Consider the following 24,896-nt stretch of genomic DNA (forward strand, 5'->3'; position numbering starts at 1 on the left):
TCGGAAAGGCTGGCCGGCCAGATCAGAGACGGTAAAAGGCCCGCCGCGCAACGTGGCGCGACGGGCCTTTTCAGTGCGTGATGCGCAAGGCGGGCGAACTGCCTGGGCCATTCCCCGGCTGATCCGGCCGGGGCGCCTGTCCAGGCTTATTCGCCATCATCCTCCGCATCGGGTCCGGTCATCATCTTGTCCGCAACTTCCTCGGTCTTGCCGCGGATCGCCTTTTCCAAACGCTCCGCCATCTCGGGATGTTCCTTGAGATAGGTCTTGGCATTTTCGCGGCCCTGGCCGATGCGCACCGAGTCATAGGAGAACCAGGCGCCCGATTTCTCGACGATTCCGGCCTTGACGCCGAGGTCGAGCATTTCGCCGATCTTGGAGATGCCTTCGCCATACATGATGTCGAATTCGACCTGCTTGAAGGGCGGGGCGACCTTGTTCTTGACCACCTTCACGCGGGTTGCGTTGCCGACGATATCGTCGCGATCCTTGATCTGGCCGGTGCGGCGTATGTCGAGGCGGACCGAGGCGTAGAATTTGAGCGCGTTGCCGCCGGTCGTGGTTTCCGGGTTGCCGTACATCACGCCGATCTTCATGCGCACCTGGTTGATGAAGATCACCATGCATTTGGAGCGCGAGATCGAGCCGGTCAGCTTGCGGAGCGCCTGGGACATGAGGCGCGCCTGAAGGCCGACATGGCTGTCGCCCATCTCGCCCTCGATTTCCGCACGCGGCACCAGCGCGGCGACGGAGTCGATGACGAGAATGTCGATGGCGTTGGAACGGACCAGCGTGTCGACGATTTCGAGCGCCTGTTCGCCGGTGTCTGGCTGCGACACGATCAGTTCGTCGATATCGACGCCCAGCTTCTTGGCATAGGCCGGATCGAGCGCATGTTCGGCGTCGACGAAGGCCGCGGTGCCGCCCGCCTTCTGCGCTTCGGCGATGGCGTGCAGCGTCAGCGTGGTCTTGCCCGAGCTTTCCGGGCCGTAGATTTCGATGATCCGGCCCTTGGGCAGGCCACCAATGCCGAGCGCGATGTCGAGGCCGAGCGAGCCGGTCGAGATGGATTCGATCTCGATCTTCTCGCGGCTGCCCAGCTTCATGGCCGAGCCTTTGCCGAAGGCGCGATCGATCTGGGCGAGCGCCGCCTCCAATGCTTTCTGTCTGTCCATTGTCCCCGTCTTCTTGGAATCGATGAGTTGGAGCATTGCGGTCATCGGCCTATCCCCTGTCAAGCGGATCGCGTCGAGTCTCTCGGCGCCTTGGCATGATGTATCCTGTTTGTTCCTGTAGAACAAGAGGGGAACGGAAATTTCCTATCCGTTCCGGTTTCCGGTTCGTAGCTTCACCCTAGCAGGCCCTGACGGAGGGGCCACCTCTTCTTTGCGACAGAGGTATCGGGTGGCGATCATGTCAGGCCGATCGCGAAGATCACGGAATTGGGTGGGCAGCTATCAATAGGACCAGTCGCGCCATCTGCCGCCGCTGCGGGCCAGCCATTTGATCCTCACGCGAACATGGCCGCTCTGGCATCGATCGTTCCAAAGCGGCCATGTTTTCGTAGGCCGGCCCATTCCGCGCGGTGGCGCCGGCCCCATGGCGGGCCGATATGCGTTGATTATTTCGTCGTATAGCCGCCGTTGACGAGAATGGTCTGACCGGTCATCCACCAGCCGTCGGAGACCATGAAGCGGATATAGGGGACGATGTCCTCGATATCGGTGAGGCCGGTCTTCGAGAAGTTCGACAAGGCCGCCGCCGTCTTGTGATAGGCGACCGCATCCGCTCCCTCGGCGGGATAGAAGAAGGGCGTGTCCATCGGACCGGGGCCGATTGCGGTGACGGAAATGCCGCGCTCCCCGAACTCCTTTGAGGCGGCGCGGGTGAAATGCTCCACCGGCGCCTTCGTACCCGCATAAGCGGCATAGAAGGGCGTGAAGGCGCCCAGCAGCGACGTCACGACCGTCAGGATCTTGGCATTGTCGTTCAACTGCTTGCCGGCTTCCTTCAGGAAGAAGAAGGCCGTCTTGGAATTGACCGCGGTCATCGCGTCATATTCATCTTCCGAAATCTCGACCATCGGCTTCTTCAGCACCTTGCCGACGGTGTTGATCGCGATGTCGATCCCGACCATCGCCGCCTTCGCGTCGGCAAATAGCTGCTCCACCGCGCCTGCCGTGGTCAGATCGGCCTGGAAGGCATGGCCTTGGGCCCCTGCCGCGCTGATCGCCACCAGCGTATTTTCCGCTTCTGTCGCCGCCGCCGGACTATTGTAGTGGATGGCGACCGCCTTGGCCCCCTGCAGCGCAAGATGTCGCCAGCCCCGCCTATCTCGCGAAATATGGCACGCCATTGGGTCCGGACGATCTTGGCGCCCATCGGACAGTTCGCTACGCCTCGCCATCGACGGGGCGCATCGAGCCGTGGGAGTGGGTGGAGGACGGATCGGTCAGGACGCGACCGATGCGCGGCAGCGTGATCGTCAACAGCGCCGAGGCCTATATCGCCTGCTGCCTTGTCGGCCTGGGATTGATCCAGATTCCGGCCTATGACGTGAAGGTTCATCTTGCCGCGGGGGAACTGGTCGACGTCATGGCCGCCCACCGTGCCGAACCCATGGCGATGACTTTACTCTATCCGCATCGACAGCATCTGTCGCGACGTCTGTCGGTGTTCGCGGACTGGCTTGAAGACATATTGGTGCGGGAGCTTTTGCCGCATCGCTGAAAAGGCAGATGCCGATGGCGATTCATCCTGCAGAACTATCGGATGCAGGTTCAGGCGCCCCTCCTCCATGGCAGACCGAGTTAGGGCTATGGAATTGATATGCAACCTTTTTGCCTGGTCAGGCGCCTTCATGACATCGATCATGAATCATCTGGCGAGAGGCTTTATGACATTGCGTTCGCGTGCGAAGCGTTCCAGCGTCTTCATGGACGCAAATCTGGAGACGGGGGATCCGCGGTACGAGATACAGTTGGTCCGCATCAGGGACATTTCAGAGGGCGGCGCCAAAATTGAAGCTACGCCACCGGCAATCGGCGCGAGCATCGTGATCAGCCGGGGAGCCTTCATCCTTCCCGGGCGCGTCGTCTGGGCGTCGGACACGCATTTTGGCGTCGAGTTCGAGCGGCCGATCGATGTAAACAAGGTGATGCAGGCCGCCGGTCCTGCGAAAGCGCCCGGCAGGCCGATTCATGCTGTGGCGCTGACGTCGGGATTCGTCCCGCATGGCCATGCCGTCTCCCATGTGCGGATGCCCCATGCGAAGGAGAAAAGTCCGTTCGGCCTGAAAGGGTTGGTGCACGGTCGATAATGATCTGGAGCCGGCGAAGCAGGGATTGAAGCGGCCTGGCCGGTTGCGTGGCGGATGCGGTCTCTCTAGGGCTGACGCCCATGTTCGGTCTTCTGCGTCTGCTCTGCCTGCTGCTGGTTCCCATGTCCGTCGCGGCTCTGGCTCTTCCCGCCAACAAGGCGACGTCCGGCTACGCCCGCGTCGCGATCGAGACGTCGGTGGGCACGATCATCGTTGCCGTGGACCAGAAGCGGGCGCCGCGCACCTCGGCCAATTTCCTGACCTATGTCGATGACGGGCGGTTCGACGGCGTGACCTTCTATCGCGCGGCGCGGCGCAAGAGCGATCCCAAATATGGCTTGATCCAAGGTGGGATCGACACCGATGCGCGCCGGTCGCTGCCGCCCATCCCGCATGAGCCGACGACGCAGACCGGGATCCGGCATCTCGACGCCACTTTGTCGATGGCGCGGCCCAACCGGCCCAATTCGGCGATGGGCAATTTCTTCATCACCATCGGTCCCACGCCCAATATGGACGCGCGGGGCGACTATATCGGCTATGCCGCCTTCGGCCATGTCGTGGCGGGGATGGACGTGGTGAAGAAGATCCTCGCCGTGCCGACCTGTTGCGGATCGGGACCGATGCGGGGGCAGATGATCGTCAAGCCGATCGCTATTATCCGCGCGAAGCGGCTGGACGGCACGCCCAGGCCTTCGCGCGGGGTCAAGCCATGGCTGATCGGCCTGAACAAGAAGACAGCGAAATAGACAATCTCCGGACTGGTCGTGGTCAGGCGAAGGCCGCCTGATCGCGCAGCCATTGGCGTCCGCCTTTGCGCGGCGGCCGCGCCTGGATCTTCTTCCATGCCTGTTCGTGGAAGAAGAAGGCGACGGCATTGATCATCGGTTCGATCAGGGCGATGCCGCCGGCCAGTGCGACCGATCCGGTCATCAGATAGGCGACGGTGAACCCGACGGTCAGGTGGATGCTGAGGTAAGTTCCGGTCTTGATGAGGTCGAGCGACATGGCGGCGTCTCCTTGTGGCGTTCACAATTAAGAGTCGTTCGCAATAGTGGCCAATGGCTTTTTCCGCTGGCTCTGATCGCTGCTGGCGATCAGAACGGACGGGAGAGGAGAGGCGGCATGGCTGGACGGATCAGGGTGGGCATTGGCGGCTGGGTCTATGAGCCGTGGCGTGGCACATTTTATCCACAGGGTCTGCGCCAGAAGGACGAGCTGGCCTATGTCGGCGAGCATCTGACCGCGACCGAGATCAACGCGACCTATTATAGCAGCCAGAAGCCCGCAACCTTCGCCGGATGGGCCAAGGCGGTGCCGGACGGTTTCCAGTTCGCGGTGAAGGCGTCGCGCTATTGCACGAACCGGCGGGTGCTGGCGGAGGCGGGGGACTCGATCGCCAAATTCACCGGGCAGGGCATCGCCGAACTGGGCGACCGGCTGGGACCGATCCTCTGGCAGTTCATGGCGACGAAGACGTTCGACCCGGATGATTTCGGCGCCTTCCTGAAATTGCTGCCCGCCAGCGTCGACGGGGTGCCGTTGCGTCACGCGCTGGAGGTGCGGCATGACAGTTTCGACGATCCCGCCTTCCTCGCACTGGCCCGTGATGCCGGGGCGGCGGTGGTCTTCGCCGATCATGCGGAATATCCCGCGATCGCCGGCCATGATGTCGGCTTTTCCTATATGCGCCTGATGCAGACCCAGGCCGATGAGCCGACCGGCTATGCGGCGGCCGATATTCGGCGCTGGACCGATCGCGCAAAGACGCAGGCGAAGGCAGGGGACGTCTTCAGCTTCTTCATTAGCGGGGCGAAGGAAAGGAACCCGGCCGCGGCGCAGGCGATGATCGTGGCTTTGGAGTAACAGGGCTGTTGCATTTGATGCAATCGGTAAGCCGTGCTTTGCGATTGTTACGAGAATATGACGGGCCTAATGGCCCCCATCCCTCATGACGAGGGATTGATTCTCGTAATGATGGAGAAAAACATGCGTCAGATGTTTCAGGGCACCGTGCTCGCCGTTGCTGTCGGCGTACAGATGCTGACTTTCTATTCGGTGCTCTATGCCTGATCGCGGTTCGTCCGCGATCTTCATCCCGACAGATCGGGATGCCAAAAGGCCGCTCCTGGGTTAACCAGAGCGGCCTTTTTACTTTACGACGACTTTGGAACGGGGCGGCCAGTGGCCGGGAAGGCATCAGCCTTCCGCCAGCCAGCCGGCGAGCAGATAGGCCACGACACCGATCGGGCCCAGCGCGCAGAGCGTCAGCAGGACCAGCGCGACGCGGATCAGCGTGACGTCCAGGCCGGTGCGGTTGGCGATGCCCGCGCACACGCCCATGATCTTTCCGTTGCGGCGGTCGAGGGTGAAGCTGTTGTTCATGAGTCTGGCCTTCTGCTTGGATATGTTCTGATGGGGGAGGGGGAGCCGATCAGGCGATCGGCACCACCGGGACGGCCGCTGCGACGAACAGGCTGGCGAACATGACGGCGCCGACGAGGGCGAAGGCGGCGTTCTGGAACTTGGCGATGGACATGATATCTACTCCCTGGCGTGTGGCGGCCGGACCATCCGGCCTTGATGCCAGGCGATAATGCAGAGAGCGTGCCAATTTGTATTTTTGGCGGAAATGCGTGGATTTTGAGAAATTGGCCCGACATGGCGTGCGTGAAAAATTCTGGCTGTTGGGAAATTTTGCCGTGACTTGGTGAAAATGTCGAAGGCATTGGATGGTTGAGACTTTTCTATTCGTCTACGGCACCCTGCGCGCCGGTTTCGACGGCCCGATGGCACGGCGCTTGCGGCGCGAGGCGCGGCATGTCGGACCGGCCCGGGCGACGGGCGCGCTTTATTGGGTTGCGGATTATCCCGGTTTCGTGCCGGAAGGCGACGGGCGGGTGGCTGGCGACCTGTTCGCGCTGGACAACGCTGCGGCGACGCTCGGCTGGCTCGACCTCTATGAGGAATGCGCGCCGTCTTTCCCGGCGCCGCACGAATATCGGCGGGAACGGATGGCGGTGGCCGGGCCGGAGGGACCGGTCGAGGCGTGGGTCTATGTCTATGCGCGCGCGACGGCTGGATTGGAGCGGATCATAAGCGGGGACTTTCTGTCGGACGGCCAGAGCGGATGATTTATCCGCCGTCGCTCCGGCCCTGATCCGATCGCGCGTCTGTCGCCTGTCAGGAGCGCGCGATCCCGGTTCAAGGACGGGATGACCGAGGCGATGATGGGAGGCGACCAGTTTTTGTCATTGGATAGGTCGAGCACCATTCCTGATTGCGGACATGGCCCGGCGCTGCAATATCTTCTGCTATGGCGACCGTGGCAATCGTATTGATGATATTCTTTGTGGCGTTCGGAAGCGCCATTTTCCTAACTCGCCGCTGGAATGCTGCCGTTAGCATCCTTGGTGGCCTAGGGGTTGGGGTGGCATGTTGGGCCATCGCCTCAGTTGGCATGTTCGTATGGTTCGCTAATAGCTAATCCACCACTGCGCGCGAATTTGGACCAAAATTGGACGATCCGTAGCTTCTCAGAATTTTCTTTAACCTGCCATAGGCGCGTAGTTACCCGCGATGATTCTCATCATTTTGTTAATTTCGCTGGCGCTGCTCATCTGCAACGCAACGTATTGCGCCGCAAAAATGATTTATGATTTCAAACGCGTAGAGCGGGCTTCCGGTGTATGGGGACTCCTTGCCTTCACCGGCTCGCTTATAGCGCTAAGTGGCTTCGTCTCGGCACTGCTTGCAAGTCTAGCTCACCTCTAACCGCCAATCTCAAATCGACCATATTCCGTCACCCCAGCGAAAGCTGGGATCTCAGGCCAAGTCGCGCAACCTCGCCTGAGACCCCAGCCTTCGCTGGGGTGACGGCCAAAAAGAACAGCCGACAGTCCCCTTCCTACCCAACGCGGATGCGGGGTGGAGGATGGGGTCAGGGAAGGGGATTGACGCTGAGCAGCGTGTAGATGCCGATCAAGGCCCCGCCGCCGACAAAGCCAAACAGGAAACGGCGAATATCCGGCCAGAAGTCGGGACGTTCCATGGCGCACTTCTTCCCATCGGGATGAGAAGCGGGCGATAGCGGCGCGGCCGGAGGGCCGCCAGTGACAAATATCGTTAAAGCACCGCATAAAGTGATGCGACAACAAGGAATTGGAGCGCGCTACCTAAAGCAGATTCCGATCCGATTGAAGCGGCTCGGCTGCTCTAGTTCTTTGTTTTACCGCGTTTTCCGAGCCATCGGCTGTTCCGGCCTGCTCCAGGGAAGCGCACTCCAGATCATCGGGCGGGGCCGCATGTCGTGCGATCGCTGCCCATGCTCACCCGACGCGCAGCGATGCCGGCCCATCATTGCCTGTCCCGCTCTCCGGCTGTCGGATGGTTCCCGACCCGGCATCGCTCCTGGGATCAAGCCGCGCTGTCGTTGGCGATCAGCTTCAGCTCCGCTGCCGGAGCATCCTTGTCCCTGTGGGTGAAGCGGCCCTCGATACGGCTGCCGGCCTCGATCGTGATGCTGGCGTAGCTGATATCGCCGGTGATCCGGGCGCTGCTTTCCACGATCAGTTGCTCCGCCGTGATAGAGCCGTCGACCAGCCCGGCGAGGCGCGCGCTCTGCGCGATCACATGGCCGGTGATGCGGCTGTCCGGTCCCTGCACCAGCGATGCGCAGCTGATATCGCCCTCGATCGCGCCATCGACATGCAGGTCGACCGACGCGGTGAGGTTGCCGTTGATCGTCACGTCGCCGCCGATCAGCGAGAAGGGGGTATGCTTAGCCCCGGTTGCCGACATCGGCGAAACGGGCCGTGGCGACTTGCTGGACTTGGAGAACATCCTTGCGGGCCTCGAGGAAAGAACGGGGATTGACGGCCTGGCCGTTCAGCCGGACCTCGAAATGAAGATGCGGGCCGGTGGAACGGCCGGTCGATCCCATAAGGGCGATCTTCTCTCCGCGCGAGACTTTTTCACCGACATGGGCGGCGAAGCCCGACAGATGGGCATAGCGGGTCATGATGCCATTGCCATGCTCGACCTCGACGACATTGCCATAGCCCTGGCGCTGGCCGACGAAGCTGACCTTGCCGTCGGCGGCGGCATTGATCGGCTGGCCGCGACGGCCGGGGAAGTCGAGTCCGGCATGGAAGGCGGCATGGCCGTTGAAGGGATCGCGGCGATAGCCATAGGAGCTGGACAGCATCGGCGTGGTGGTGGGCTTGCCCGACGGAATGGTCAGCAGGCTGCGTTCCAGAAATTCCATCCGCGCCATGGCGTCGGCCAGATTTTCCAGTTCGCCGGTCATCGCGCCCTTCTCGCCCTTCCAGGGGACGAAGGGACCGCCCTGGGCGCGGGCGGCGCTGCGGGCGAGCTTGTCGGGGTTGAGGCCGAAGCTGCGGATGGCGGCGGCCGCCTTGTCGGCGCGGCGCTCGATCGCATGGGTCAGCAGCAGGGCGAAGCGACGCTGGCGTTCCGCAAGCTTGACCAGCGGGGCGGCTTCGGGGGCCATGCTGATCCTGGCGGCGGACCCGTCCTTTTTATCGGCCTCGTCTTTATCGGCCTCGTCTTTATCGGCCTTTTCGGACCCAAGCAGGTCGGCGCCGGCCTTGTCGCCATCCTCGGCGCCGAAATGGGTCTTGTAGAGATCGTCCATGAAGTCCTGGCGGGCTTCCAGATCCTGCGCGAGGGTTTCGACCGACTGGCGATAGCCCTCCACCTTGCTGGCGGCGGTGGCGACCGACTTGCCCTGGGCGCTGAGCGCGGCGCGTTGCTGCGCCACCGAAGCGCTGTTCGCCAGCATCGAGAGGGTGACGCCGCCCCAGCCGATCAGCGCGGCGGCGGCCAGACAGGCGCCGCCGATCTGCATGCGGCGGGAAATACGGATGAATTTGACCTGACCACCGGATCGCAGGAAAATCTCCCGCTCAGGACATAGGGCGTTGAGCCGGTCCCGGAGGCCGGCCACCCCCTTCTTCTTCTGATGCGACAATTGCGACCCCGCGACTTTATTTTCGAGTCGGGCCGGTAGCAAAGCTTTGAAGATCGCGCGAATCTGGTACCCCGGACTCGTGACGAATCGAATGGCGAACGCGGTGAAATGACGGAATCGGGATTTGGTTCCGTGCTTCTGACAGAATTTTTCACTTTTATGGGGATTGCGGCAACCGATGCGCCGGCGTGGCCGCTCGCAGCCGGTCCTCCACGGACGAGGCGGGCATGGCGGCGCCGAAATGGAAGCCCTGGCCATAATGGCACCCGCCGGCGCGCAGATAGTCGAGTTGCTGCTGATTCTCCACGCCCTCCGCGACGGTGCGGATGCCCAGGCTATAGGCCAGGTTGAGCACGGTGCGGACGATCGCGGCATCATCGGGATCGGTTTCCAGGTCGCGCACGAAGCGCTGATCGATCTTGATGATGTCGATCGGGAACTGCTTCAGATGGGAGAGGGAGGCGTAGCCGGTTCCGAAATCGTCGAGCGCGATGGCGACGCCGCCGTCGCTCAGCCGTTGCAGTACGCGGCCCACCCGGTCGGCATTGCGGCCCAGAAACACCGATTCCGTGACCTCCAGTTCGATCATCGACGGCGCCAGGCGAGCCTGTGCCAGGCGATCGAGCAGCCGGTCGGCAAAATGATCGTCATTGAGGTCCGCGCCGGATACGTTGAAGGCGACATGGCCGAAGGCAAGGCCGGCGTCGCGCCAGCGGCAGCAGTCGGCGACGATGCCTTCGATCATCTGCGCCGTGATCGCCGGCCCCAGTTCGGGATGTTCGAAGGCGGCCCAGATGTCGCCGGGCATGATCATGCCGCCGGCGGCTGTCGGGCAGCGGAACAGCGCTTCGAACCCTTGCAACGCGCCGGTGTCGAGCGCGATCTTGGGCTGGTACCAGGGGATCGGGCGTTCCTGCGCCAGGATATGGCGGGCGCGGTCCAGCATGGCCGCCTCCCGTTCCCAACTGTCCAGCAATTCGGGGCCGAACAGCGTGGCGCGGCCCCGGCCGCTATTCTTGGCATGATAGAGGGCGATGTCGGCATGCTTGATGAGTGCGGCGACGTCATCGCCATGATCGGGGAAGAAGGCGACGCCGATGCTGACCCGGCTTTCGATCGGCCGGCCGCTATAGCTGAGCGGGGCATGGAGATGTTCGCTGATCCGCGCGAGGATCGGCTGGAGCGCGTCTTCGTCCGGCAGGCGGGTCAGCAGCACGGCGAATTCGTCGCCTCCCATGCGCGCGACCAGGTCGCCGGGCCGCAGGGCATGGCGGAGCCGTCCCGCCACCGCGCAGAGCAGGGCGTCGCCAGCGTCGTGGCCGGCGGTGTCGTTGACGCGCTTGAATTCGTCGAGATCGATCAGGAGGACGGCGGAGATGCTGGTCCGGTCCTCCATCCTGGCCGTCGCCTGGGTCAGCGCCGCCATGAAATGCGAGCGATTGGCGAGTCCGGTCAGCGCATCGGACATCGCCAGATGCTCCAGATGTTCTTCCGCCTCCTTGCGTTCGGTGATGTCGACCACGCTCGTCACGAAGCAGGATTCGTCATCGATGACGATCGGGCGGGTCGACAGCAGCGCGTTGCGGATCGCGCCGTCGCCGCGGCGGAGCCGGCATTCGAAATTGTCGATCACCTCGCCGCGCAGGAGCCGTTCGAACAATTCGTCGCGGGACGGCAGATCGACATAGGTCCGGTTGACATTGTCGAGACTGCAATCCTGCCCGACCGCATAGCCATCGGCCGCGGCGCGGTTCATGCGCAGGACGCTGCCGTCGCGGCGCGTGACCAGCAGCGGCAGCGGCACCGCCATGAACATGCGCTCCAGCGTGTCGCGGCTGTTGGCGAGTGCCGCCTGCGCGGCGTGCGCCAGCCGGCCTGCGGTCCATTCCTGCCGTTGCAGCCGGTTGTTGCGCGCGATCGCCAGCCACATGCCGCAATGCAGGATCAGCATGGCGAGGACCATGCCCAGCATGGTGTGGGATGCCGGCGCCGGGGCCAGATAGCCGATCAGCAAGGCAATGCCGCACCCCAGCCCCCCGCCGACATTGCCGCGAAAGCTGGTGGGTACGACGAGGTAGAAGACCAGCGGCAGCATCACCAGGACGAAGACCGCGATGTCGCTGCGGGAACTGACCAGGAAGGCGACGCCGATCGCCGTCACCACCTGCCAGGCGAAGCAGATGCGTTCGACCGCGCCGAAACCGGTCATGCGTCGGCAGAGCGACAGGCAGACGAGCGACCAGAGGACGATCGAGATGCGCGCCGGGACGGCTACCCAGAAATGCGGCGTGCCGGAAAAGCGCCAGTCGCTCAGCAGAAACAGGCCGTTGAGGAGGGCGGACAGCAGGAAGAGCAGGCGCGCATGGCGGCGATATTCGGGCAGCCGTTCGGCCTGGAAGGCCGATTCCCTTGCGGGGTCGCGGAACTCGCCGGTAAGGGAGGATAAGAGGGTCACGGTTCGCCTATGCTGCGGCCAGCCAAAAGGATAGGGCGGTACGGTTACTAATTCCCTAACCTTTTGAAATATGGCGGTGCATACGGCAGCTTTATGGGGTTGTCGCCCCTCTCCTTGACCCGGCAACCGTGCATCGCTATAGCGCCGCTCGCCCAGAGGCCTGCCGTGCGAAGATTCGTCTCCATGCGTCATTTGGCTGGGCAACATTAGAGCTGAACATTGCCGGGTGCTCTTGTGGCTCCAGGGGATATTCATCCCCGGGGCCTTTGCCGTTTTCGACATGAACATGTCCGGGCGGCACGGAACACGGGAATGATCCGGTAAAGTAACTGAGAAGGTGAAGGGCTTCATGCCAACAATCAACCAGCTGGTCCGCAAGGGCCGCGAGCTGCAGAAGACCAAGTCGAAGGTCCCTGCAATGGATGCGAACCCGCAAAAGCGCGGCGTTTGCACCCGCGTCTATACGACGACCCCGAAGAAGCCGAACTCGGCTCTCCGTAAGGTGGCGAAGGTGCGTCTGGTCAACCAGCGCGAAGTCATCACCTACATTCCGGGTGAAGGTCACAACCTTCAGGAGCACAGCGTCGTGCTGATCCGTGGCGGCCGCGTACGCGACCTTCCCGGTGTGCGTTACCACGTGCTGCGCGGCGTTCTGGATACCCAGGGCGTCAAGGACCGTAAGCAGAGCCGTTCGAAGTACGGCGCGAAGCGTCCGAAGTAAGGGAGACTAGAATATGTCACGTCGTCGTCGCCCCGAAAAGCGCATCATCCTGCCCGATCCCAAGTTCGGTGACATCGTGCTGTCGAAGTTCATGAACAGCATCATGCAGGACGGCAAGAAGGCCGTTGCTGAATCGATCGTCTATGGCGCTCTCGAAACCGTCGAGACCCGCGCCAAGAAGGATCCGATCGGTCTGTTCCATGATGCGCTGAACAATGTGAAGCCCGGCATCGAAGTCCGCAGCCGCCGTGTCGGCGGTGCGACCTATCAGGTGCCTGTCGAAGTTCGTCCCGAACGTTCGCAGGCCCTGGCGATCCGCTGGCTGATCACCGCCGCGCGCAACCGCAGCGAAACCACGATGGCCGCGCGCCTGTCGGGTGAACTGCTGGACGCCGCCAACAATCGCGGCAATGCCGTGAAGAAGCGCGAAGACACGCACCGCATGGCGGAAGCGAACCGCGCCTTCTCGCACTACCGCTGGTAACAACGGGCGGGCGCCGCAGGGTGCCCGTTTCGTCATCTGGTTTCCAAAATCGGTCCGTTCGCCTTGGGTCTACCCATGGCGGACGGATTGGTTTAGGGGCCACGCGCAGAATTAACGAATCCCCAACCGCCGGCGCGCCGGCAACGGAGAAGCATCATGGCCCGCAGCCATCCGCTCGAACGCTATCGCAATTTCGGTATCATGGCGCATATCGACGCCGGCAAGACCACCACGACCGAGCGTATCCTTTACTACACCGGCAAGTCCTACAAGATCGGCGAAGTCCATGACGGCGCCGCGACCATGGACTGGATGGAGCAGGAGCAGGAGCGTGGTATCACCATCACGTCGGCTGCGACGACCTGCATCTGGAACGACCATCGTCTGAACATCATCGACACCCCCGGCCACGTCGACTTCACGATCGAAGTCGAGCGTTCGCTGCGCGTGCTCGACGGTGCCGTCGCCGCGTTCGACGGCGTTGCCGGCGTCGAGCCGCAGTCGGAAACCGTGTGGCGCCAGGCGGACAAGTACAAGGTTCCGCGGATGTGCTTCATCAACAAGCTCGACCGCACCGGCGCCGACTTCTACTATTGCGTGCAGACGATCATCGATCGCCTGGGCGCCACCCCGGCCGTCCTGTACCTGCCCATCGGCGCCGAGTCGGACTTCAAGGGTCTGGTCGACCTGGTCGAGAACCGCGCCATCATCTGGAAGGATGAGAGCCTGGGCGCCGAATTCTTCTATGAAGAAATTCCGGCCGACCTCGCCGACAAGGCTGCCGAATATCGCGAAAAGCTGATCGAGCTGGCCGTCGAGCAGGACGATGCCGCGATGGAAGCCTATCTGGAAGGCAATCTGCCCGACGTCGCGACCCTCAAGAAGCTGATCCGCAAGGGTACGCTGGGTCATGCCTTCGTGCCGGTGCTGTGCGGCTCGGCGTTCAAGAACAAGGGCGTCCAGCCGCTGCTCGACGCCGTCGTCGACTATCTGCCTTCGCCGCTCGACATCGAGGACGTCCAGGGCGTCAAGATGGACGGCGAGACGCCGGACAGCCGTCCGACCGCCGACGATGCGCCGTTTGCAGGCCTGGCGTTCAAGATCATGAACGACCCGTTCGTCGGCTCGCTGACCTTCCTGCGCGTGTATTCGGGCACCCTGACCAAGGGCACCTATCTGAACTCGGTCAAGGACAAGAAGGAAAAGATCGGCCGTATGCTCCTCATGCACGCGAACTCGCGTGAGGACATCGACACCGCCTATGCGGGCGACATTGTCGCGCTGGCCGGCATGAAGGAAACCACCACCGGTGATACGCTGTGCGCCGAGCGCCAGCCGATCATCCTGGAGCGGATGGAATTCCCCGAGCCGGTCATCGAACTGTCGGTGGAACCCAAGACCAAGGCCGACCAGGAAAAGATGGGCGTCGCGCTCAACCGCCTGGCCGCCGAGGATCCGTCCTTCCGCGTCACGACCGATCACGAATCGGGCCAGACCATCATCAAGGGCATGGGCGAACTTCACCTCGAAATCCTGGTCGACCGCATGAAGCGCGAGTTCAAGGTCGAGGCGAATGTCGGTGCGCCGCAGGTGGCCTATCGCGAATATCTCAAGAAGGCCGTCGACGTCGACTACACCCACAAGAAGCAGTCGGGCGGCACCGGCCAGTTCGGCCGCATCAAGGTGAAGGTGACGCCGGGCGAGCGTGGCGCGGGCATCATCTTCAAGGATGAGATCAAGGGCGGTAATATTCCCAAGGAATATATCCCGGCGATCGAGAAGGGCATGCGCGAAACGGCGGCCACCGGCTCGCTGATCGGCTTCCCGATCATCGACTTCGAGATCAACCTGTATGACGGTGCGTACCATGACGTCGACTCGTCGGCGCTGGCGTTCGAAATCACCGGCCGTGCCGCGATGCGCGAAGTTGCGCAGAAGGCGGGCATCACCCTGCTCGAACCGGTCATGAAGGTCGAAGTCGTCACTCCAGAAGAATATCTGGGCGACGTCATCGGCGACATGAACAGCCGTCGTGGTCAGATCCAGGGCACCGACACCCGCGGTAACGCGCAGGTTGTCGAGGCCATGGTGCCGCTGGCCAACATGTTCGGCTATGTGAACTCGCTGCGCTCCTTCACCCAGGGACGTGCGAACTACTCGATGATCTTCTCGCACTATGACGAAGTGCCGCAGAATGTGGCGGACGAAGTCAAGGCGAAGATGGCCTGACGGTTTTCCCTGGCCGACCTGTGAAAACGGGTCGGTTAGGGGCTGGTAATATCGAAATTTGCTGCTATGGACGCGCCTTCGCGAGGCGCGGCCGAGCGGTCAGACCCAAGCTGATTTTGATTAGAAGGTAGGATAAAATGGCTAAGGCTAAGTTTGAGCGGAACAAGCCGCACTGCAACATCGGCACCATCGGTCACGTCGACCATGGCAAGACCTCGCTGACCGCAGCGATCACCAAGGTGCTCGCCGAAACCGGCGGCGCGACCTTCGTCGACTATGCCAACATCGACAAGGCTCCCGAAGAGCGCGAGCGCGGCATCACCATCTCGACCGCCCACGTCGAATATGAGACCGAAGCCCGTCACTACGCGCACGTCGACTGCCCGGGTCACGCTGACTACGTCAAGAACATGATCACCGGTGCCGCCCAGATGGACGGCGCGATCCTGGTCGTTTCGGCCACCGACGGCCCGATGCCGCAGACCCGCGAGCACATCCTGCTCGCCCGTCAGGTCGGCGTGCCGCAGCTCGTCGTGTTCATGAACAAGGTCGACCTGGTCGACGACGCCGAGATCCTCGAGCTGGTCGAGCTGGAAATCCGCGAGCTGCTGAGCAGCTATGACTTCGACGGCGACAACATCCCCGTCATCGCCGGTTCGGCTGTCGCTGCCCTGCAGGACAAGACCCCGGAAATCGGCCACGACGCCGTTCTGAAGCTGATGGCTGCCGTCGACAGCTTCATCCCGCAGCCGGAGCGTCCGGTTGACAAGGCGTTCCTGATGCCGATCGAAGACGTGTTCTCGATCTCGGGTCGCGGCACCGTCGTCACCGGCCGTGTCGAAACCGGCATCATCAAGGTTGGTGAAGAAGTCGAAATCGTTGGTCTGAAGGCCACCGCCAAGACCACTGTCACCGGCGTCGAAATGTTCCGCAAGCTGCTCGACGAAGGTCGTGCAGGCGACAACATCGGTGCTCTGGTTCGTGGCACGAAGCGCGAAGAAGTCGAGCGTGGTCAGGTTCTGGCGAAGCCGGGCACCATCACCCCGCACACCGAGTTCGACGCGGAAGTCTACGTTCTGTCGAAGGAAGAAGGCGGCCGTCACACCCCGTTCTTCGCGAACTATCGTCCGCAGTTCTACTTCCGCACCACCGACGTGACCGGCGAAGTGATCCTCCCCGAGGGCACCGAGATGGTCATGCCTGGCGACAACGTGAAGCTCGGCATCAAGCTGATCGCTCCGATCGCCATGGATCCGGGTCTGCGCTTCGCCATCCGTGAAGGCGGTCGTACCGTCGGCGCAGGGGTTGTCGGCACGATCTCGAAGTAATATAGGACCGCAGCGGCGCGAATCGCCTGATTCGCGCCGCTGAGGAATTTAGCCGCCCCGGATCGCCTTTCTCCGGCTCGAACGAGCTAGAAGGGTAGTTTACGGGGCGGATATTTTTTTGTTGGCGCATTTTCACAAGTCATCGGCTGCTCCGGCTGATTTTTGAAAATGCTCTGAGTTTTTGGCTCTTTCGCATCGGTACAGGAACAATGGACAGCAACATCCGCATTCGCCTCAAGGCGTTCGATCATCGCGTGCTCGATCAGGCGACCGGCGACATCGCCGACACCGCCCGCCGCACCGGCGCCCTCATTCGCGGTCCGATTCCCCTTCCGACGCGCATCGAAAAGTTCACGGTCAACCGTGGTCCGCACATCGACAAGAAGTCGCGCGAGCAGTTCGAGGTCCGCACCTACAAGCGTATGCTTGACATTGTGCAGCCGACGCCGCAGACGGTCGACGCGCTGATGAAGCTGGATCTAGCTGCCGGCGTGAACGTCGAGATCAAGCTGGCCTAAGCCGGCAAGTCCCTGCTCTCCGAAAGGTGGCCAGGGTATCGGGCATTCTAGACCTCTATCTTTGAGGGGCGGAAGCTCAAACGACACAAGGGATACCGCACGGCCTCTCCGGTAAACCGGGCAGGCGCGTGGTCCTGGTCCCCCGTCGCTGGTCCCGAGCAGGGGTCGGCATCCAACCCGGACGGGGTGATCTATAATTTGGGTTGGGCCGCGAAGCAGAGATGCTGAGCGGTTTTTTCGTTGGATACGCCCGCTGCTAAGGCGGGCCTCTATGGGAGTAATCAGTGATGCGCACAGGCGTGATCGCTAAGAAAGTCGGGATGACCCGTCTGTTCCAGGAGGACGGACGTCATATTCCCGTTACGGTTCTTGCCCTCGAGGGCAATCAGGTCGTGGCTCGCAAGGAAGTTGATCGTGACGGTTATGTCGCGGTTCAGCTCGGTGCGGGCGTCGCGAAGGTCAAGAATGTCGCCAAGCCGCAGCGCGGCCACTTCGCCAAGGCGGAAGTGGAACCGAAGGCGCGTCTGGTCGAATTCCGTGTCGCCGAGGACGCGCTCCTCGATGTCGGCGCCGAAATCGCGGCCGATCACTTCATCGCCGGTCAGCTGGTCGATGTCGCTGGTCACACCCAGGGTAAGGGCTTTGCCGGCGCCATGAAGCGCTGGGGCTTCGGCGGTATGCGCGCCACCCACGGTGTGTCGATCAGCCACCGTGCCCATGGTTCGACCGGTAATCGTCAGGATCCGGGTCGCGTCTTCAAGAACAAGAAGATGGCCGGCCACATGGGTGATCGTGAGCGCACGCAGCAGAACCTCGAAATCGTCCGCACGGACGTCGAGCGTGGCCTGCTGTTCGTCAAGGGTTCGGTTCCGGGCGCCAAGGGCACCTGGCTGACCGTCAGCGACGCCGTCAAGGTGAAGCGCCCCGCTGATGCGCCGTATCCGGCCAGCCTGAAGGCTGCTGCCAACAGCAACACCGCTGCCGAGACGCCTGCTGAAGCAGTCGCTCCCGAAGCGACCGAAGGCCAGGAGGGCTAATCCATGAAGGTCAATGTACAGACCCTCGACGCCGCAGCCGCCGGTGAGCTGGAGCTGAACGATGCCGTGTTCGGTATCGAGCCCCGCACCGACATTCTGCACCGCGTCGTTACCTGGCAGCTGGAAAAGCGTCGCGCTCCGGCCCGCGCCACCCGCGAGCGTTCGGACGTTGCCCGCACCGGCAAGAAGTTCGGTCGCCAGAAGGGCGGCGGTACGGCGCGTCACGGCGATCGCAAGGCGCCCGTGTTCATCGGCGGTGGTAAGGCTCACGGTGCTCGCGCCCGTGACTTCGGCCACGACCTGAACAAGAAGGTTCGCGCGCTCGGCCTGAAGATGGCCCTGTCGTCGAAGGCCAAGGACGGTTCGCTGATCGTTCTGGACAGCTTCGACGTGGCGGAAGGCAAGACCAAGAATCTGGTCGCGCACCTCGCCAAGCTGAACCTGACCAAGGCGCTGTTCATCGACGGCGATGCCGTGAACGTCAGCTTCGCGAAGGCTTCGGCCAACATCATCGGCGTGAACCTGCTGCCGGCCGTCGGCGCCAACGTCTACGACATCCTGAAGGCCGACTCGCTGGTGCTTACCCGCGCCGCGGTCGAAAAGCTGGAGGCCCGTTTCAATGGCTAAGAAAGAAGCCGCGACCGTGGACAACCGTCATTTTGACGTCGTTGTCGCGCCGGTCATCACCGAGAAGTCGACCCTTCTCTCCGAGAACAACGCTGTTGTTTTCAAGGTCGCCAACGACGCGTCCAAGCCTGAAATCAAGGCTGCCGTCGAGGCGCTGTTCGGCGTGACCGTCAAGGCGGTCAACACGCTGGTGCAGAAGGGCAAAGTCAAGCGCTGGAAGGGCAAGCCCTACAAGCGTTCGGACGTCAAGAAGGCGATTGTCACGCTGGCCGAAGGCCAGTCGATCGACATCACCACCGGTATCTGAGGCGGGATAGATGGCACTTAAGCACTATAACCCGACGAGCCCCGCCCAGCGCGGCCTGATCCTCGTCGACAAGTCGAGCCTGCACAAGGGTAAGCCCGTCAAGGCGCTGACCGAAGGCAAGCGCAAGACCGGTGGCCGTAACAACAAGGGTCATGTGACCTCGCGTGGTATCGGTGGCGGTCACAAGCAGCGTTACCGCATCATCGACTTCAAGCGTCGCCTGTGGGACGTGGAAGGTACGGTCGAGCGTCTGGAATATGACCCCAACCGCACCGCCTTCATCGCGCTGGTCAACTATCCCGACGGCACCCAGGCCTATATCCTGGCGCCGCAGCGTCTGGCTCCCGGCGACAAGGTCGTCGCGGGCAAGAAGACCGACGTGAAGCCGGGCAACGCGATGGAACTCGGCCAGATGCCGGTTGGCACCATCATCCACAATATCGAGATGAAGCCCGGCAAGGGCGGTCAGCTCTGCCGTTCGGCGGGCACCTACGCCCAGCTGGTCGGTCGCGATCGTGGCATGGTGATGGTCCGCCTGTCGTCGGGCGAGCAGCGCTACATTCGTTCGGACTGCATGGGCACCGTTGGCGCCGTGTCGAATCCGGACAACGCCAACACCAACCTTGCCAAGGCAGGCCGTAACCGTTGGAACGGTATCCGCCCGCTGACGCGCGGTGTTGCGAAGAACCCGGTCGACCACCCGCATGGCGGTGGTGAAGGCCGGACCTCGGGCGGCCGTCATCCGGTCACGCCTTGGGGCAAGCCGACCAAGGGTGCACGCACCCGTCACAACAAGGCGACGGACAAGTTCATCATCCGTAGCCGCCACGCGAAGAAGAAGAGGTAAGCGAGATGGCTCGTTCCGTCTGGAAAGGTCCTTTCGTGGACCTCAGCCTTCTGAAGAAGGCGGAAACGGCGCAGGACGCCGGTGGCCGTACCGGTCCGATCAAGACCTGGTCGCGTCGTTCCACCATCCTGCCCCAGTTCGTTGGCCTGACGTTCAACGTCTATAATGGCCGCAAGCATGTTCCGGTCCTCGTGAACGAGGAAATGGTTGGTCACAAGCTGGGCGAATTCGCCCCGACCCGCTACTTCCCCGGCCACGCTGCCGACAAGAAGGGCAAGCGCTAATGAGCAAGGAAAAGGCTCCCCGTCGCGTCGCCGACAATGAGGCGCTGGCCGTTGGCACGCAGATCCGTGGTTCGGCCCAGAAGCTGAACCTGGTCGCCACGCTCATCCGCGGCCGCAAGGTCGAGGACGCGCTGAACATCCTCGCCTTCTCGAAGAAGGCGATGGCGGTCGACGTGCGCAAGGTGCTGGCTTCGGCCATCGCCAATGCGGAAAACAACCACAATCTGGACGTCGACGCTCTGGTCGTCGCGGAAGCATCGGTGGGCAAGAGCTTCACCCTGAAGCGCTTCCACGCTCGCGGCCGCGGCAAGTCGACCCGGATCCTCAAGCCCTTCAGCCGCGTGCGCATCGTCGTGCGTGAAGCTGGCGAAGAAGCGGAGGCGTAAGCACATGGGTCACAAGAGCAATCCGATCGGTCTGCGTCTCCAGATCAACCGTACCTGGGACAGCCGCTGGTTCGCCGAAGGCGCCGACTATGGTCGCCTGCTGCTGGAGGATCTCAAGATCCGCCAGTTCATCATGAAGAACCTGCCGCAGGCCGCGATCTCCAAGGTCGTGATCGAGCGTCCGGCCAAGCTGTGCCGCGTATCGATCTATGCCGCCCGTCCCGGTGTGATCATCGGCAAGAAGGGCGCGGACATCGAGAAGCTGCGCAAGAAGCTGGGCAGCCTGACCTCTTCGGACGTCAGCCTGAACATCGTCGAAATCCGCAAGCCGGAAGTCGACTCCAAGCTCGTCGCGCAGGGTATCGCCGATCAGCTGGAACGCCGCGTTGCTTTCCGTCGCGCCATGAAGCGTGCGGTGCAGTCGGCTCTCCGTCTGGGCGCCGAAGGCATCAAGATCACCTGCGGCGGCCGTCTGGGCGGCGCGGAGATCGCGCGCGTCGAATGGTATCGCGAAGGCCGCGTTCCGCTGCACACGCTGCGTGCGAACGTCGACTATGCCGAAGCCACGGCACACACCGCTTACGGCGTGTGCGGTATCAAGGTCTGGATCTTCAAGGGCGAAATCCTTGGTCACGATCCGATGGCCACCGACCGGCTGATGCTGGAGGCTCAGACCTCCGGCGTGCGCCCGGCGCGCTGAAGATAAGAAGGTAATAGCGTCATGCTGCAACCGAAGAAAATGAAGTTCCGCAAGACCTTCAAGGGCCGGATCAAGGGCGACGCCAAGGGCGGTTCGGCTCTGAACTTTGGCTCTTACGGTCTGAAGGCTCTGGAACCTGAGCGCGTCACTGCACGTCAGATCGAAGCGGCTCGCCGCGCGATCACCCGCCACATTCGCCGTCAGGGCCGTCTGTGGATCCGCGTGTTCCCCGACGTGCCGGTTTCGAAGAAGCCTGCCGAAGTCCGTCAGGGCAAGGGCAAGGGTTCGGTCGAATATTGGGCTGCTCGCGTCAAGCCGGGCCGCATCCTGTTCGAACTGGACGGCGTGCCCGGTCCGCTCGCAGCAGAGGCCTTCTCGCGCGCCGCGATGAAGCTGCCCATCAAGACGAAGGTCGTTGCCCGCCTCGGCGACACCTCGCACCTGGAGGGTTAAGCCGTGGCGAACGTCGCAGACCTCAAGACCAAGACGGACGACGAACTGTCGACCGAACTCAACAACCTGAAGCGCGAGCAGTTCAACCTGCGTTTCCAGGCGGCCACCAACCAGCTGGAAAAGCCCAGCCGCGTGCGTGAAGTCCGTCGGTCGATCGCGCAGATCAAGACCCTGCAGACCGAGCGTTCGCGCTCGGCCGCGAAGTAAAGGAAACACACGATGCCCAAGCGCGTGCTGACGGGAACGGTGGTTTCCGACAAGACCGACAAGACGGTGGTGGTTCGGGTGGAGCGCAAGGTAAAGCATGCGCTCTACGGCAAGATCATCCGTCTGTCGAAGAAGTACCATGCCCATGACGAGGGTAATGTCTACAAGGAAGGCGAAACGGTCCGCATCGAAGAGACCGCTCCGATTTCCAAGCTCAAGACCTGGAAGGTCATCGAGCGCGTGGACACCCACAAGTCGCCGGAGACGGCGGCCTGAGGGAGGCTCTTTGAGCCTTTGAATTAAAATCGCGGCGCGGGGCTGGCCTTTTCCTCCGGGAAAGGGTACAGGCCCGCGCTTCGCGTAGAGTCAAAGGCTCGGTTCGAGTCTCTATGCACGAAATTCGGAACCGCCGGGAATTGTCCCGGTAGGCCAAATAAGAAGGAACCGGATCCATGATCCAGATGCAATCCAATCTTGACGTCGCTGACAACAGCGGCGCCAAGCGCGTCCAGTGCATCAAGGTGCTGGGCGGCTCGAAGCGTCGCTTCGCGAGCGTAGGCGACATCATCGTCGTCTCGATCAAGGAAGCTGCGCCTCGTGGCAAGGTGAAGAAGGGTGACGTGCATCGCGCCGTCATCGTGCGCACCGCCAAGGACGTGCGTCGCGCTGATGGCAGCGTGATTCGCTTCGACGGCAATGCCGCTGTGCTCATCAACAAGAACGAGGAGCCGATCGGCACCCGTATCTTTGGCCCCGTCGTTCGCGAACTGCGCGCCAAGAAGCACATGAAGATCATCTCGCTTGCGCCTGAGGTGCTGTAATGAGCGCTGCCAAGATCAAGAAGGGCGACAAGATCGTCGTCCTGGCCGGCAAGGACAAGGGCCGTACCGGCGCTGTTCTCCAGGTCCTGCCCAAGGAGGACCGCGTCCTCGTCGAAGGCATCAACGTGCATGCGCGTCACCGCAAGCCCGATCAGGCCAACCCGCAGGGTGGCATCGATCGCAAGCCTGCGCCGCTGCACATTTCGAACGTCGCTGTCGCCGACAAGGATGGCAAGCCGACCCGCGTCCGTTTCGAGGACCGCGACGGCAAGAAGGTCCGTGTCGCCGTCAAGTCCGGTGAGGTGCTGTAATGAGCGAGAAGTATATCCCGCGCTCGAAGGCGATCTACGACGCCGAAATCGCCAAGGCGATGACCGAGAAGTTCGGTTACAAGAACGTCATGGAAGTCCCCAAGATCGAAAAGATCGTGCTCAACATGGGCGTGGGCGAAGCGACCCAGGACAAGAAGAAGGTCACGCAGGCCGCCGAGGAAATGGAGCTGATTGCCGGTCAGAAGCCGGTCATCACCAAGGCTCGCAAGTCGATCGCGCAGTTCAAGCTGCGTGAAGGCATGCCGATCGGCGCCAAGGTCACGCTGCGCCGCGAGCGCATGTATGAATTCCTGGACCGCCTGATCAACATCGCTCTGCCGCGCGTTCGCGACTTTCGTGGTCTGAACCCCAAGAGCTTCGATGGTCGTGGCAACTACGCCTTTGGCATCAAGGAACAGCTGATCTTCCCGGAAATCAGCTACGACAAGATCGACAAGGTGCGTGGCATGGACATCATCGTGACCACCACGGCGAAGACGGACGATGAAGCGCGCGAACTGCTGCGCCTCTTCGGCTTCCCCTTCCCGCTCGAAGAGAAGCAGGCGGCCTGATAGGCCCCGCTTCTCTCCCAAACGCTTAAGCTAAGGAAGAGAACTTAAGTCATGGCGAAACTGAGTTCGATCAACAAGAACGAGCGCCGCAAGAAGCTGGTGAAGAAATATGCCGGCCGCTATGCGAAGCTCAAGGCGATCGCGAATGATACCGCGGCCGACGACAGCGATCGTCTGATCGCGCGTCTGAAGATGGCGGAGATCCCCCGCAACGGCAATCCGACCCGCGTTCGGAATCGCTGCGAACTGACGGGGCGTCCCCGCGCTTACTACCGCAAATTCCGCCTCTGCCGCGTGCAGCTGCGTGATCTGGCCAACAAGGGCCTGATCCCCGGCGTCACCAAGTCGAGCTGGTAAGGATCATTTGAGATGGCATTGACCGATCCCCTGGGTGATATGCTCACCCGCATCCGCAACGGGCAGCAGGCGAAGAAGGACAGCGTTGTGTCCCCCGCGTCGAAGCTGCGTGCCCGCGTGCTCGACGTGCTGCAGCGCGAAGGCTATATCCGTGGTTATTCGGAAGAGACCCTCGGCAAGCATCCCGGCCTGCGCATCGAGCTGAAATATTTCGAGGGCCAGCCGGCGATCAAGCATGTCGCCCGCGTGTCCAAGCCTGGCCGCCGCGTCTATTCGGGTTCCAAGGAACTGCCGGTGATCCGCAATGGCCTCGGCATCACCATTGTCTCGACGCCTCGCGGCGTTCTGTCCGACGCCGAAGCGCGTGAACAGAATGTCGGCGGCGAAGTGCTGGCGGAGGTGTTCTGATGAGCCGTACTGGTAAAAAGCCGGTTGCCGTCCCCGCGGGCGTCACCGCTGCCATCGCCGACGGTCAGCTGTCGGTGAAGGGGCCTAAGGGCACCCTGTCGCTGCCGCTGGCTGACGAAGTCACCTACAGCGTCGAAGACGGCGTGATCGCGGTGAAGCCTGCCAATGACAGCAAGCGCGCCCGCGCTTTCTGGGGCATGCAGCGCACCCTGATCGCCAACCTGATCACCGGCGTGACCGAGGGCTTCTCGAAGAAGCTGCTCATCACCGGTGTCGGCTACCGCGCCAACTCGCAGGGCAAGACCCTGAAGCTGCAGCTCGGTTATTCGCACGACGTCGATTTCGAGATTCCGGAAGGCATCGAGATCAAGACCCCGGATAACACCACGGTCGAGATCACCGGCATCGACAAGCAGAAGGTGGGTCAGGTTGCCGCCGAGATCCGCCGCTGGCGCAAGCCCGAACCCTATAAGGGCAAGGGTATCAAGTACGCCGGCGAGTTCATCTTCCGCAAGGAAGGGAAGAAGAAGTAA

At 62.3% G+C, this 24,896-nt stretch carries 35 protein-coding genes; 28 read left to right on the top strand and 7 right to left on the bottom strand.

Translation table 11 applies throughout. From position 1 onward, the window contains the following. Positions 1-146 precede the first annotated feature (146 nt). Both recA and DM806_RS14365 read right to left on the bottom strand, forming a co-directional pair. The gene (gene recA / locus DM806_RS14360; protein WP_179043883.1) at positions 147-1,220 is read right to left on the bottom strand and encodes a recombinase RecA; all 1,074 of its coding nucleotides are present in this window, start codon (positions 1,218-1,220) and stop codon (positions 147-149) included. A 401-nt stretch (positions 1,221-1,621) separates the two neighbouring features. Beyond that, positions 1,622-2,356 carry an SDR family oxidoreductase gene (locus DM806_RS14365; protein WP_256869323.1) on the bottom strand — a complete coding sequence of 245 codons (735 nt, stop codon included), beginning with the start codon at positions 2,354-2,356 and terminating at the stop codon, positions 1,622-1,624. On the opposite strand from DM806_RS14365, the gene DM806_RS14370 reads away from it, so the two are divergent. The 3 genes from DM806_RS14370 (at position 2,356) to DM806_RS14380 (ending at position 4,068) form a co-directional block, all read left to right on the top strand. After that, the gene (locus DM806_RS14370; protein ID WP_256869324.1) at positions 2,356-2,730 is read left to right on the top strand and encodes a LysR substrate-binding domain-containing protein; all 375 of its coding nucleotides are present in this window, start codon (positions 2,356-2,358) and stop codon (positions 2,728-2,730) included. The genes DM806_RS14365 and DM806_RS14370 overlap by 1 nt on opposite strands. Before the next feature lie 130 nt (positions 2,731-2,860). Next, positions 2,861-3,319, top strand: coding sequence for a PilZ domain-containing protein (locus DM806_RS14375; RefSeq protein WP_179043884.1), 459 nt, complete (start codon positions 2,861-2,863; stop codon positions 3,317-3,319). 80 nt (positions 3,320-3,399) lie between these two features. Beyond that, positions 3,400-4,068, top strand: coding sequence for a peptidylprolyl isomerase (locus tag DM806_RS14380; protein WP_179043885.1), 669 nt, complete (start codon positions 3,400-3,402; stop codon positions 4,066-4,068). A gap of 22 nt (positions 4,069-4,090) precedes the next feature. Here DM806_RS14380 and DM806_RS14385 read toward each other — a convergent pair whose 3' ends face one another. Then, positions 4,091-4,327, bottom strand: a complete 237-nt coding sequence (locus tag DM806_RS14385; protein ID WP_179043886.1) for a DUF2061 domain-containing protein — start codon at positions 4,325-4,327, stop codon at positions 4,091-4,093. A gap of 117 nt (positions 4,328-4,444) precedes the next feature. Here DM806_RS14385 and DM806_RS14390 point away from each other — a divergent pair, with 117 nt between their 5' ends. Together DM806_RS14390 and DM806_RS14395 are read left to right on the top strand one after the other, a co-directional pair. Next, a complete protein-coding gene (locus DM806_RS14390) occupies positions 4,445-5,185 on the top strand; it encodes a DUF72 domain-containing protein (protein WP_179043887.1) in 741 nt (246 codons plus the stop codon). Positions 5,186-5,254: 69 nt separating this feature from the next. Continuing rightward, positions 5,255-5,392, top strand: a complete 138-nt coding sequence (locus DM806_RS14395) for a hypothetical protein (RefSeq protein WP_179043789.1) — start codon at positions 5,255-5,257, stop codon at positions 5,390-5,392. 126 nt (positions 5,393-5,518) lie between these two features. Here the strand turns inward: DM806_RS14395 and DM806_RS14400 are convergent, their stop codons facing one another. After that, complete coding sequence (locus tag DM806_RS14400; protein ID WP_179043888.1) at positions 5,519-5,704, bottom strand: PspC domain-containing protein; 186 nt, start codon at positions 5,702-5,704, stop codon at positions 5,519-5,521. 347 nt (positions 5,705-6,051) lie between these two features. Between DM806_RS14400 and DM806_RS14405 the strand changes: the two genes are divergently transcribed. Next, the gene (locus tag DM806_RS14405) at positions 6,052-6,453 is read left to right on the top strand and encodes a gamma-glutamylcyclotransferase family protein (protein WP_179043889.1); all 402 of its coding nucleotides are present in this window, start codon (positions 6,052-6,054) and stop codon (positions 6,451-6,453) included. A gap of 445 nt (positions 6,454-6,898) precedes the next feature. Further along, positions 6,899-7,093, top strand: a complete 195-nt coding sequence (locus tag DM806_RS14410) for a hypothetical protein (protein ID WP_179043890.1) — start codon at positions 6,899-6,901, stop codon at positions 7,091-7,093. A gap of 642 nt (positions 7,094-7,735) precedes the next feature. Here DM806_RS14410 and DM806_RS14415 read toward each other — a convergent pair. The 3 genes from DM806_RS14415 to DM806_RS14425 all read right to left on the bottom strand — a co-directional run bounded on the left by DM806_RS14415 (position 7,736) and on the right by DM806_RS14425 (position 11,766). Beyond that, complete coding sequence (locus tag DM806_RS14415) at positions 7,736-8,119, bottom strand: bactofilin family protein (RefSeq protein WP_179043891.1); 384 nt, start codon at positions 8,117-8,119, stop codon at positions 7,736-7,738. Then, a complete protein-coding gene (locus DM806_RS14420; RefSeq protein ID WP_256869325.1) occupies positions 8,100-9,311 on the bottom strand; it encodes a M23 family metallopeptidase in 1,212 nt (403 codons plus the stop codon). The genes DM806_RS14415 and DM806_RS14420 overlap by 20 nt, the downstream gene beginning before the upstream one ends. Positions 9,312-9,468: 157 nt before the next feature. Then, positions 9,469-11,766, bottom strand: coding sequence for a putative bifunctional diguanylate cyclase/phosphodiesterase (locus DM806_RS14425; protein ID WP_179043893.1), 2,298 nt, complete (start codon positions 11,764-11,766; stop codon positions 9,469-9,471). 349 nt (positions 11,767-12,115) lie between these two features. On the opposite strand from DM806_RS14425, the gene rpsL reads away from it, so the two are divergent. The 21 genes from rpsL to rplF all read left to right on the top strand — a co-directional run bounded on the left by rpsL (position 12,116) and on the right by rplF (position 24,896). Further along, on the top strand, positions 12,116-12,487 hold the full coding sequence (gene rpsL / locus DM806_RS14430; RefSeq protein ID WP_004208728.1) for a 30S ribosomal protein S12: 372 nt from the start codon (positions 12,116-12,118) through the stop codon (positions 12,485-12,487). 13 nt (positions 12,488-12,500) lie between these two features. Next, complete coding sequence (gene rpsG / locus DM806_RS14435; RefSeq protein WP_179043894.1) at positions 12,501-12,971, top strand: 30S ribosomal protein S7; 471 nt, start codon at positions 12,501-12,503, stop codon at positions 12,969-12,971. Positions 12,972-13,127: 156 nt separating this feature from the next. After that, on the top strand, positions 13,128-15,200 hold the full coding sequence (gene fusA, locus DM806_RS14440; RefSeq protein WP_179043895.1) for an elongation factor G: 2,073 nt from the start codon (positions 13,128-13,130) through the stop codon (positions 15,198-15,200). Between the two features lie 137 nt (positions 15,201-15,337). Then, positions 15,338-16,528 carry an elongation factor Tu gene (tuf, locus tag DM806_RS14445; RefSeq protein ID WP_155183798.1) on the top strand — a complete coding sequence of 397 codons (1,191 nt, stop codon included), beginning with the start codon at positions 15,338-15,340 and terminating at the stop codon, positions 16,526-16,528. Between the two features lie 209 nt (positions 16,529-16,737). Beyond that, the gene (rpsJ, locus tag DM806_RS14450) at positions 16,738-17,046 is read left to right on the top strand and encodes a 30S ribosomal protein S10 (RefSeq protein WP_007686587.1); all 309 of its coding nucleotides are present in this window, start codon (positions 16,738-16,740) and stop codon (positions 17,044-17,046) included. A gap of 287 nt (positions 17,047-17,333) precedes the next feature. Continuing rightward, entirely contained in the window at positions 17,334-18,083 is a 750-nt protein-coding gene (gene rplC, locus DM806_RS14455) for a 50S ribosomal protein L3 (protein ID WP_179043896.1), read from the top strand. A 3-nt stretch (positions 18,084-18,086) separates the two neighbouring features. Continuing rightward, complete coding sequence (gene rplD, locus DM806_RS14460) at positions 18,087-18,710, top strand: 50S ribosomal protein L4 (protein ID WP_179043897.1); 624 nt, start codon at positions 18,087-18,089, stop codon at positions 18,708-18,710. Then, positions 18,703-19,017 carry a 50S ribosomal protein L23 gene (locus DM806_RS14465; RefSeq protein WP_179043898.1) on the top strand — a complete coding sequence of 105 codons (315 nt, stop codon included), beginning with the start codon at positions 18,703-18,705 and terminating at the stop codon, positions 19,015-19,017. Before rplD ends, DM806_RS14465 begins: the two co-directional genes overlap by 8 nt. Before the next feature lie 10 nt (positions 19,018-19,027). Further along, complete coding sequence (gene rplB, locus DM806_RS14470) at positions 19,028-19,864, top strand: 50S ribosomal protein L2 (RefSeq protein WP_179043899.1); 837 nt, start codon at positions 19,028-19,030, stop codon at positions 19,862-19,864. A 5-nt stretch (positions 19,865-19,869) separates the two neighbouring features. Next, entirely contained in the window at positions 19,870-20,148 is a 279-nt protein-coding gene (gene rpsS / locus DM806_RS14475) for a 30S ribosomal protein S19 (protein WP_066859638.1), read from the top strand. Then, positions 20,148-20,534 carry a 50S ribosomal protein L22 gene (rplV, locus tag DM806_RS14480; protein WP_004208717.1) on the top strand — a complete coding sequence of 129 codons (387 nt, stop codon included), beginning with the start codon at positions 20,148-20,150 and terminating at the stop codon, positions 20,532-20,534. The genes rpsS and rplV overlap by 1 nt, the downstream gene beginning before the upstream one ends. A gap of 4 nt (positions 20,535-20,538) precedes the next feature. Then, positions 20,539-21,234 (top strand): 30S ribosomal protein S3, encoded by a 696-nt coding sequence (gene rpsC, locus DM806_RS14485; RefSeq protein ID WP_150291164.1) that lies wholly within the window; start codon positions 20,539-20,541, stop codon positions 21,232-21,234. Between the two features lie 21 nt (positions 21,235-21,255). Continuing rightward, complete coding sequence (rplP, locus tag DM806_RS14490; protein ID WP_179043900.1) at positions 21,256-21,687, top strand: 50S ribosomal protein L16; 432 nt, start codon at positions 21,256-21,258, stop codon at positions 21,685-21,687. A gap of 3 nt (positions 21,688-21,690) precedes the next feature. After that, complete coding sequence (gene rpmC, locus DM806_RS14495; RefSeq protein WP_066700948.1) at positions 21,691-21,894, top strand: 50S ribosomal protein L29; 204 nt, start codon at positions 21,691-21,693, stop codon at positions 21,892-21,894. A gap of 12 nt (positions 21,895-21,906) precedes the next feature. Continuing rightward, positions 21,907-22,170 (top strand): 30S ribosomal protein S17, encoded by a 264-nt coding sequence (rpsQ, locus tag DM806_RS14500; protein WP_009820639.1) that lies wholly within the window; start codon positions 21,907-21,909, stop codon positions 22,168-22,170. Positions 22,171-22,346: 176 nt separating this feature from the next. Continuing rightward, complete coding sequence (rplN, locus tag DM806_RS14505; protein WP_007686569.1) at positions 22,347-22,715, top strand: 50S ribosomal protein L14; 369 nt, start codon at positions 22,347-22,349, stop codon at positions 22,713-22,715. Continuing rightward, positions 22,715-23,026: a 50S ribosomal protein L24 gene (gene rplX / locus DM806_RS14510; RefSeq protein WP_179043901.1), complete on the top strand. Its 312-nt coding sequence runs from the start codon at positions 22,715-22,717 to the stop codon at positions 23,024-23,026. The genes rplN and rplX overlap by 1 nt, the downstream gene beginning before the upstream one ends. Continuing rightward, positions 23,026-23,598 carry a 50S ribosomal protein L5 gene (gene rplE / locus DM806_RS14515; protein WP_179043902.1) on the top strand — a complete coding sequence of 191 codons (573 nt, stop codon included), beginning with the start codon at positions 23,026-23,028 and terminating at the stop codon, positions 23,596-23,598. Before rplX ends, rplE begins: the two co-directional genes overlap by 1 nt. Positions 23,599-23,649: 51 nt before the next feature. Then, complete coding sequence (gene rpsN / locus DM806_RS14520) at positions 23,650-23,955, top strand: 30S ribosomal protein S14 (protein ID WP_007707881.1); 306 nt, start codon at positions 23,650-23,652, stop codon at positions 23,953-23,955. Positions 23,956-23,967: 12 nt separating this feature from the next. Beyond that, positions 23,968-24,363: a 30S ribosomal protein S8 gene (gene rpsH / locus DM806_RS14525; RefSeq protein ID WP_179043903.1), complete on the top strand. Its 396-nt coding sequence runs from the start codon at positions 23,968-23,970 to the stop codon at positions 24,361-24,363. After that, positions 24,363-24,896, top strand: coding sequence for a 50S ribosomal protein L6 (rplF, locus tag DM806_RS14530; RefSeq protein ID WP_179043904.1), 534 nt, complete (start codon positions 24,363-24,365; stop codon positions 24,894-24,896). The genes rpsH and rplF overlap by 1 nt, the downstream gene beginning before the upstream one ends.

The organism is Sphingobium lactosutens, assembly GCF_013393185.1.
In the GTDB taxonomy this organism is placed as follows: domain Bacteria; phylum Pseudomonadota; class Alphaproteobacteria; order Sphingomonadales; family Sphingomonadaceae; genus Sphingobium; species Sphingobium lactosutens_A.

Excerpts from the sequence above, each read along its gene's own strand:
- recA (WP_179043883.1), bottom strand. The coding sequence starts at position 1,220 with ATGACCGCAATGCTCCAACTCATCGATTCCAAGAAGACGGGGACAATG.
- DM806_RS14365 (WP_256869323.1), bottom strand. The coding sequence starts at position 2,356 with ATGGCGTGCCATATTTCGCGAGATAGGCGGGGCTGGCGACATCTTGCG.
- DM806_RS14375 (WP_179043884.1), top strand. The coding sequence starts at position 2,861 with ATGACATCGATCATGAATCATCTGGCGAGAGGCTTTATGACATTGCGT.
- DM806_RS14380 (WP_179043885.1), top strand. The coding sequence starts at position 3,400 with ATGTTCGGTCTTCTGCGTCTGCTCTGCCTGCTGCTGGTTCCCATGTCC.
- DM806_RS14385 (WP_179043886.1), bottom strand. The coding sequence starts at position 4,327 with ATGTCGCTCGACCTCATCAAGACCGGAACTTACCTCAGCATCCACCTG.
- DM806_RS14390 (WP_179043887.1), top strand. The coding sequence starts at position 4,445 with ATGGCTGGACGGATCAGGGTGGGCATTGGCGGCTGGGTCTATGAGCCG.
- DM806_RS14395 (WP_179043789.1), top strand. The coding sequence starts at position 5,255 with ATGGCCCCCATCCCTCATGACGAGGGATTGATTCTCGTAATGATGGAG.
- DM806_RS14400 (WP_179043888.1), bottom strand. The coding sequence starts at position 5,704 with ATGAACAACAGCTTCACCCTCGACCGCCGCAACGGAAAGATCATGGGC.
- DM806_RS14405 (WP_179043889.1), top strand. The coding sequence starts at position 6,052 with ATGGTTGAGACTTTTCTATTCGTCTACGGCACCCTGCGCGCCGGTTTC.
- DM806_RS14410 (WP_179043890.1), top strand. The coding sequence starts at position 6,899 with ATGATTCTCATCATTTTGTTAATTTCGCTGGCGCTGCTCATCTGCAAC.
- DM806_RS14415 (WP_179043891.1), bottom strand. The coding sequence starts at position 8,119 with ATGTCGGCAACCGGGGCTAAGCATACCCCCTTCTCGCTGATCGGCGGC.
- rpsL (WP_004208728.1), top strand. The coding sequence starts at position 12,116 with ATGCCAACAATCAACCAGCTGGTCCGCAAGGGCCGCGAGCTGCAGAAG.
- rpsG (WP_179043894.1), top strand. The coding sequence starts at position 12,501 with ATGTCACGTCGTCGTCGCCCCGAAAAGCGCATCATCCTGCCCGATCCC.
- fusA (WP_179043895.1), top strand. The coding sequence starts at position 13,128 with ATGGCCCGCAGCCATCCGCTCGAACGCTATCGCAATTTCGGTATCATG.
- tuf (WP_155183798.1), top strand. The coding sequence starts at position 15,338 with ATGGCTAAGGCTAAGTTTGAGCGGAACAAGCCGCACTGCAACATCGGC.
- rpsJ (WP_007686587.1), top strand. The coding sequence starts at position 16,738 with ATGGACAGCAACATCCGCATTCGCCTCAAGGCGTTCGATCATCGCGTG.
- rplC (WP_179043896.1), top strand. The coding sequence starts at position 17,334 with ATGCGCACAGGCGTGATCGCTAAGAAAGTCGGGATGACCCGTCTGTTC.
- rplD (WP_179043897.1), top strand. The coding sequence starts at position 18,087 with ATGAAGGTCAATGTACAGACCCTCGACGCCGCAGCCGCCGGTGAGCTG.
- DM806_RS14465 (WP_179043898.1), top strand. The coding sequence starts at position 18,703 with ATGGCTAAGAAAGAAGCCGCGACCGTGGACAACCGTCATTTTGACGTC.
- rplB (WP_179043899.1), top strand. The coding sequence starts at position 19,028 with ATGGCACTTAAGCACTATAACCCGACGAGCCCCGCCCAGCGCGGCCTG.
- rpsS (WP_066859638.1), top strand. The coding sequence starts at position 19,870 with ATGGCTCGTTCCGTCTGGAAAGGTCCTTTCGTGGACCTCAGCCTTCTG.
- rplV (WP_004208717.1), top strand. The coding sequence starts at position 20,148 with ATGAGCAAGGAAAAGGCTCCCCGTCGCGTCGCCGACAATGAGGCGCTG.
- rpsC (WP_150291164.1), top strand. The coding sequence starts at position 20,539 with ATGGGTCACAAGAGCAATCCGATCGGTCTGCGTCTCCAGATCAACCGT.
- rplP (WP_179043900.1), top strand. The coding sequence starts at position 21,256 with ATGCTGCAACCGAAGAAAATGAAGTTCCGCAAGACCTTCAAGGGCCGG.
- rpsQ (WP_009820639.1), top strand. The coding sequence starts at position 21,907 with ATGCCCAAGCGCGTGCTGACGGGAACGGTGGTTTCCGACAAGACCGAC.
- rplN (WP_007686569.1), top strand. The coding sequence starts at position 22,347 with ATGATCCAGATGCAATCCAATCTTGACGTCGCTGACAACAGCGGCGCC.
- rplX (WP_179043901.1), top strand. The coding sequence starts at position 22,715 with ATGAGCGCTGCCAAGATCAAGAAGGGCGACAAGATCGTCGTCCTGGCC.
- rplE (WP_179043902.1), top strand. The coding sequence starts at position 23,026 with ATGAGCGAGAAGTATATCCCGCGCTCGAAGGCGATCTACGACGCCGAA.
- rpsN (WP_007707881.1), top strand. The coding sequence starts at position 23,650 with ATGGCGAAACTGAGTTCGATCAACAAGAACGAGCGCCGCAAGAAGCTG.
- rpsH (WP_179043903.1), top strand. The coding sequence starts at position 23,968 with ATGGCATTGACCGATCCCCTGGGTGATATGCTCACCCGCATCCGCAAC.
- rplF (WP_179043904.1), top strand. The coding sequence starts at position 24,363 with ATGAGCCGTACTGGTAAAAAGCCGGTTGCCGTCCCCGCGGGCGTCACC.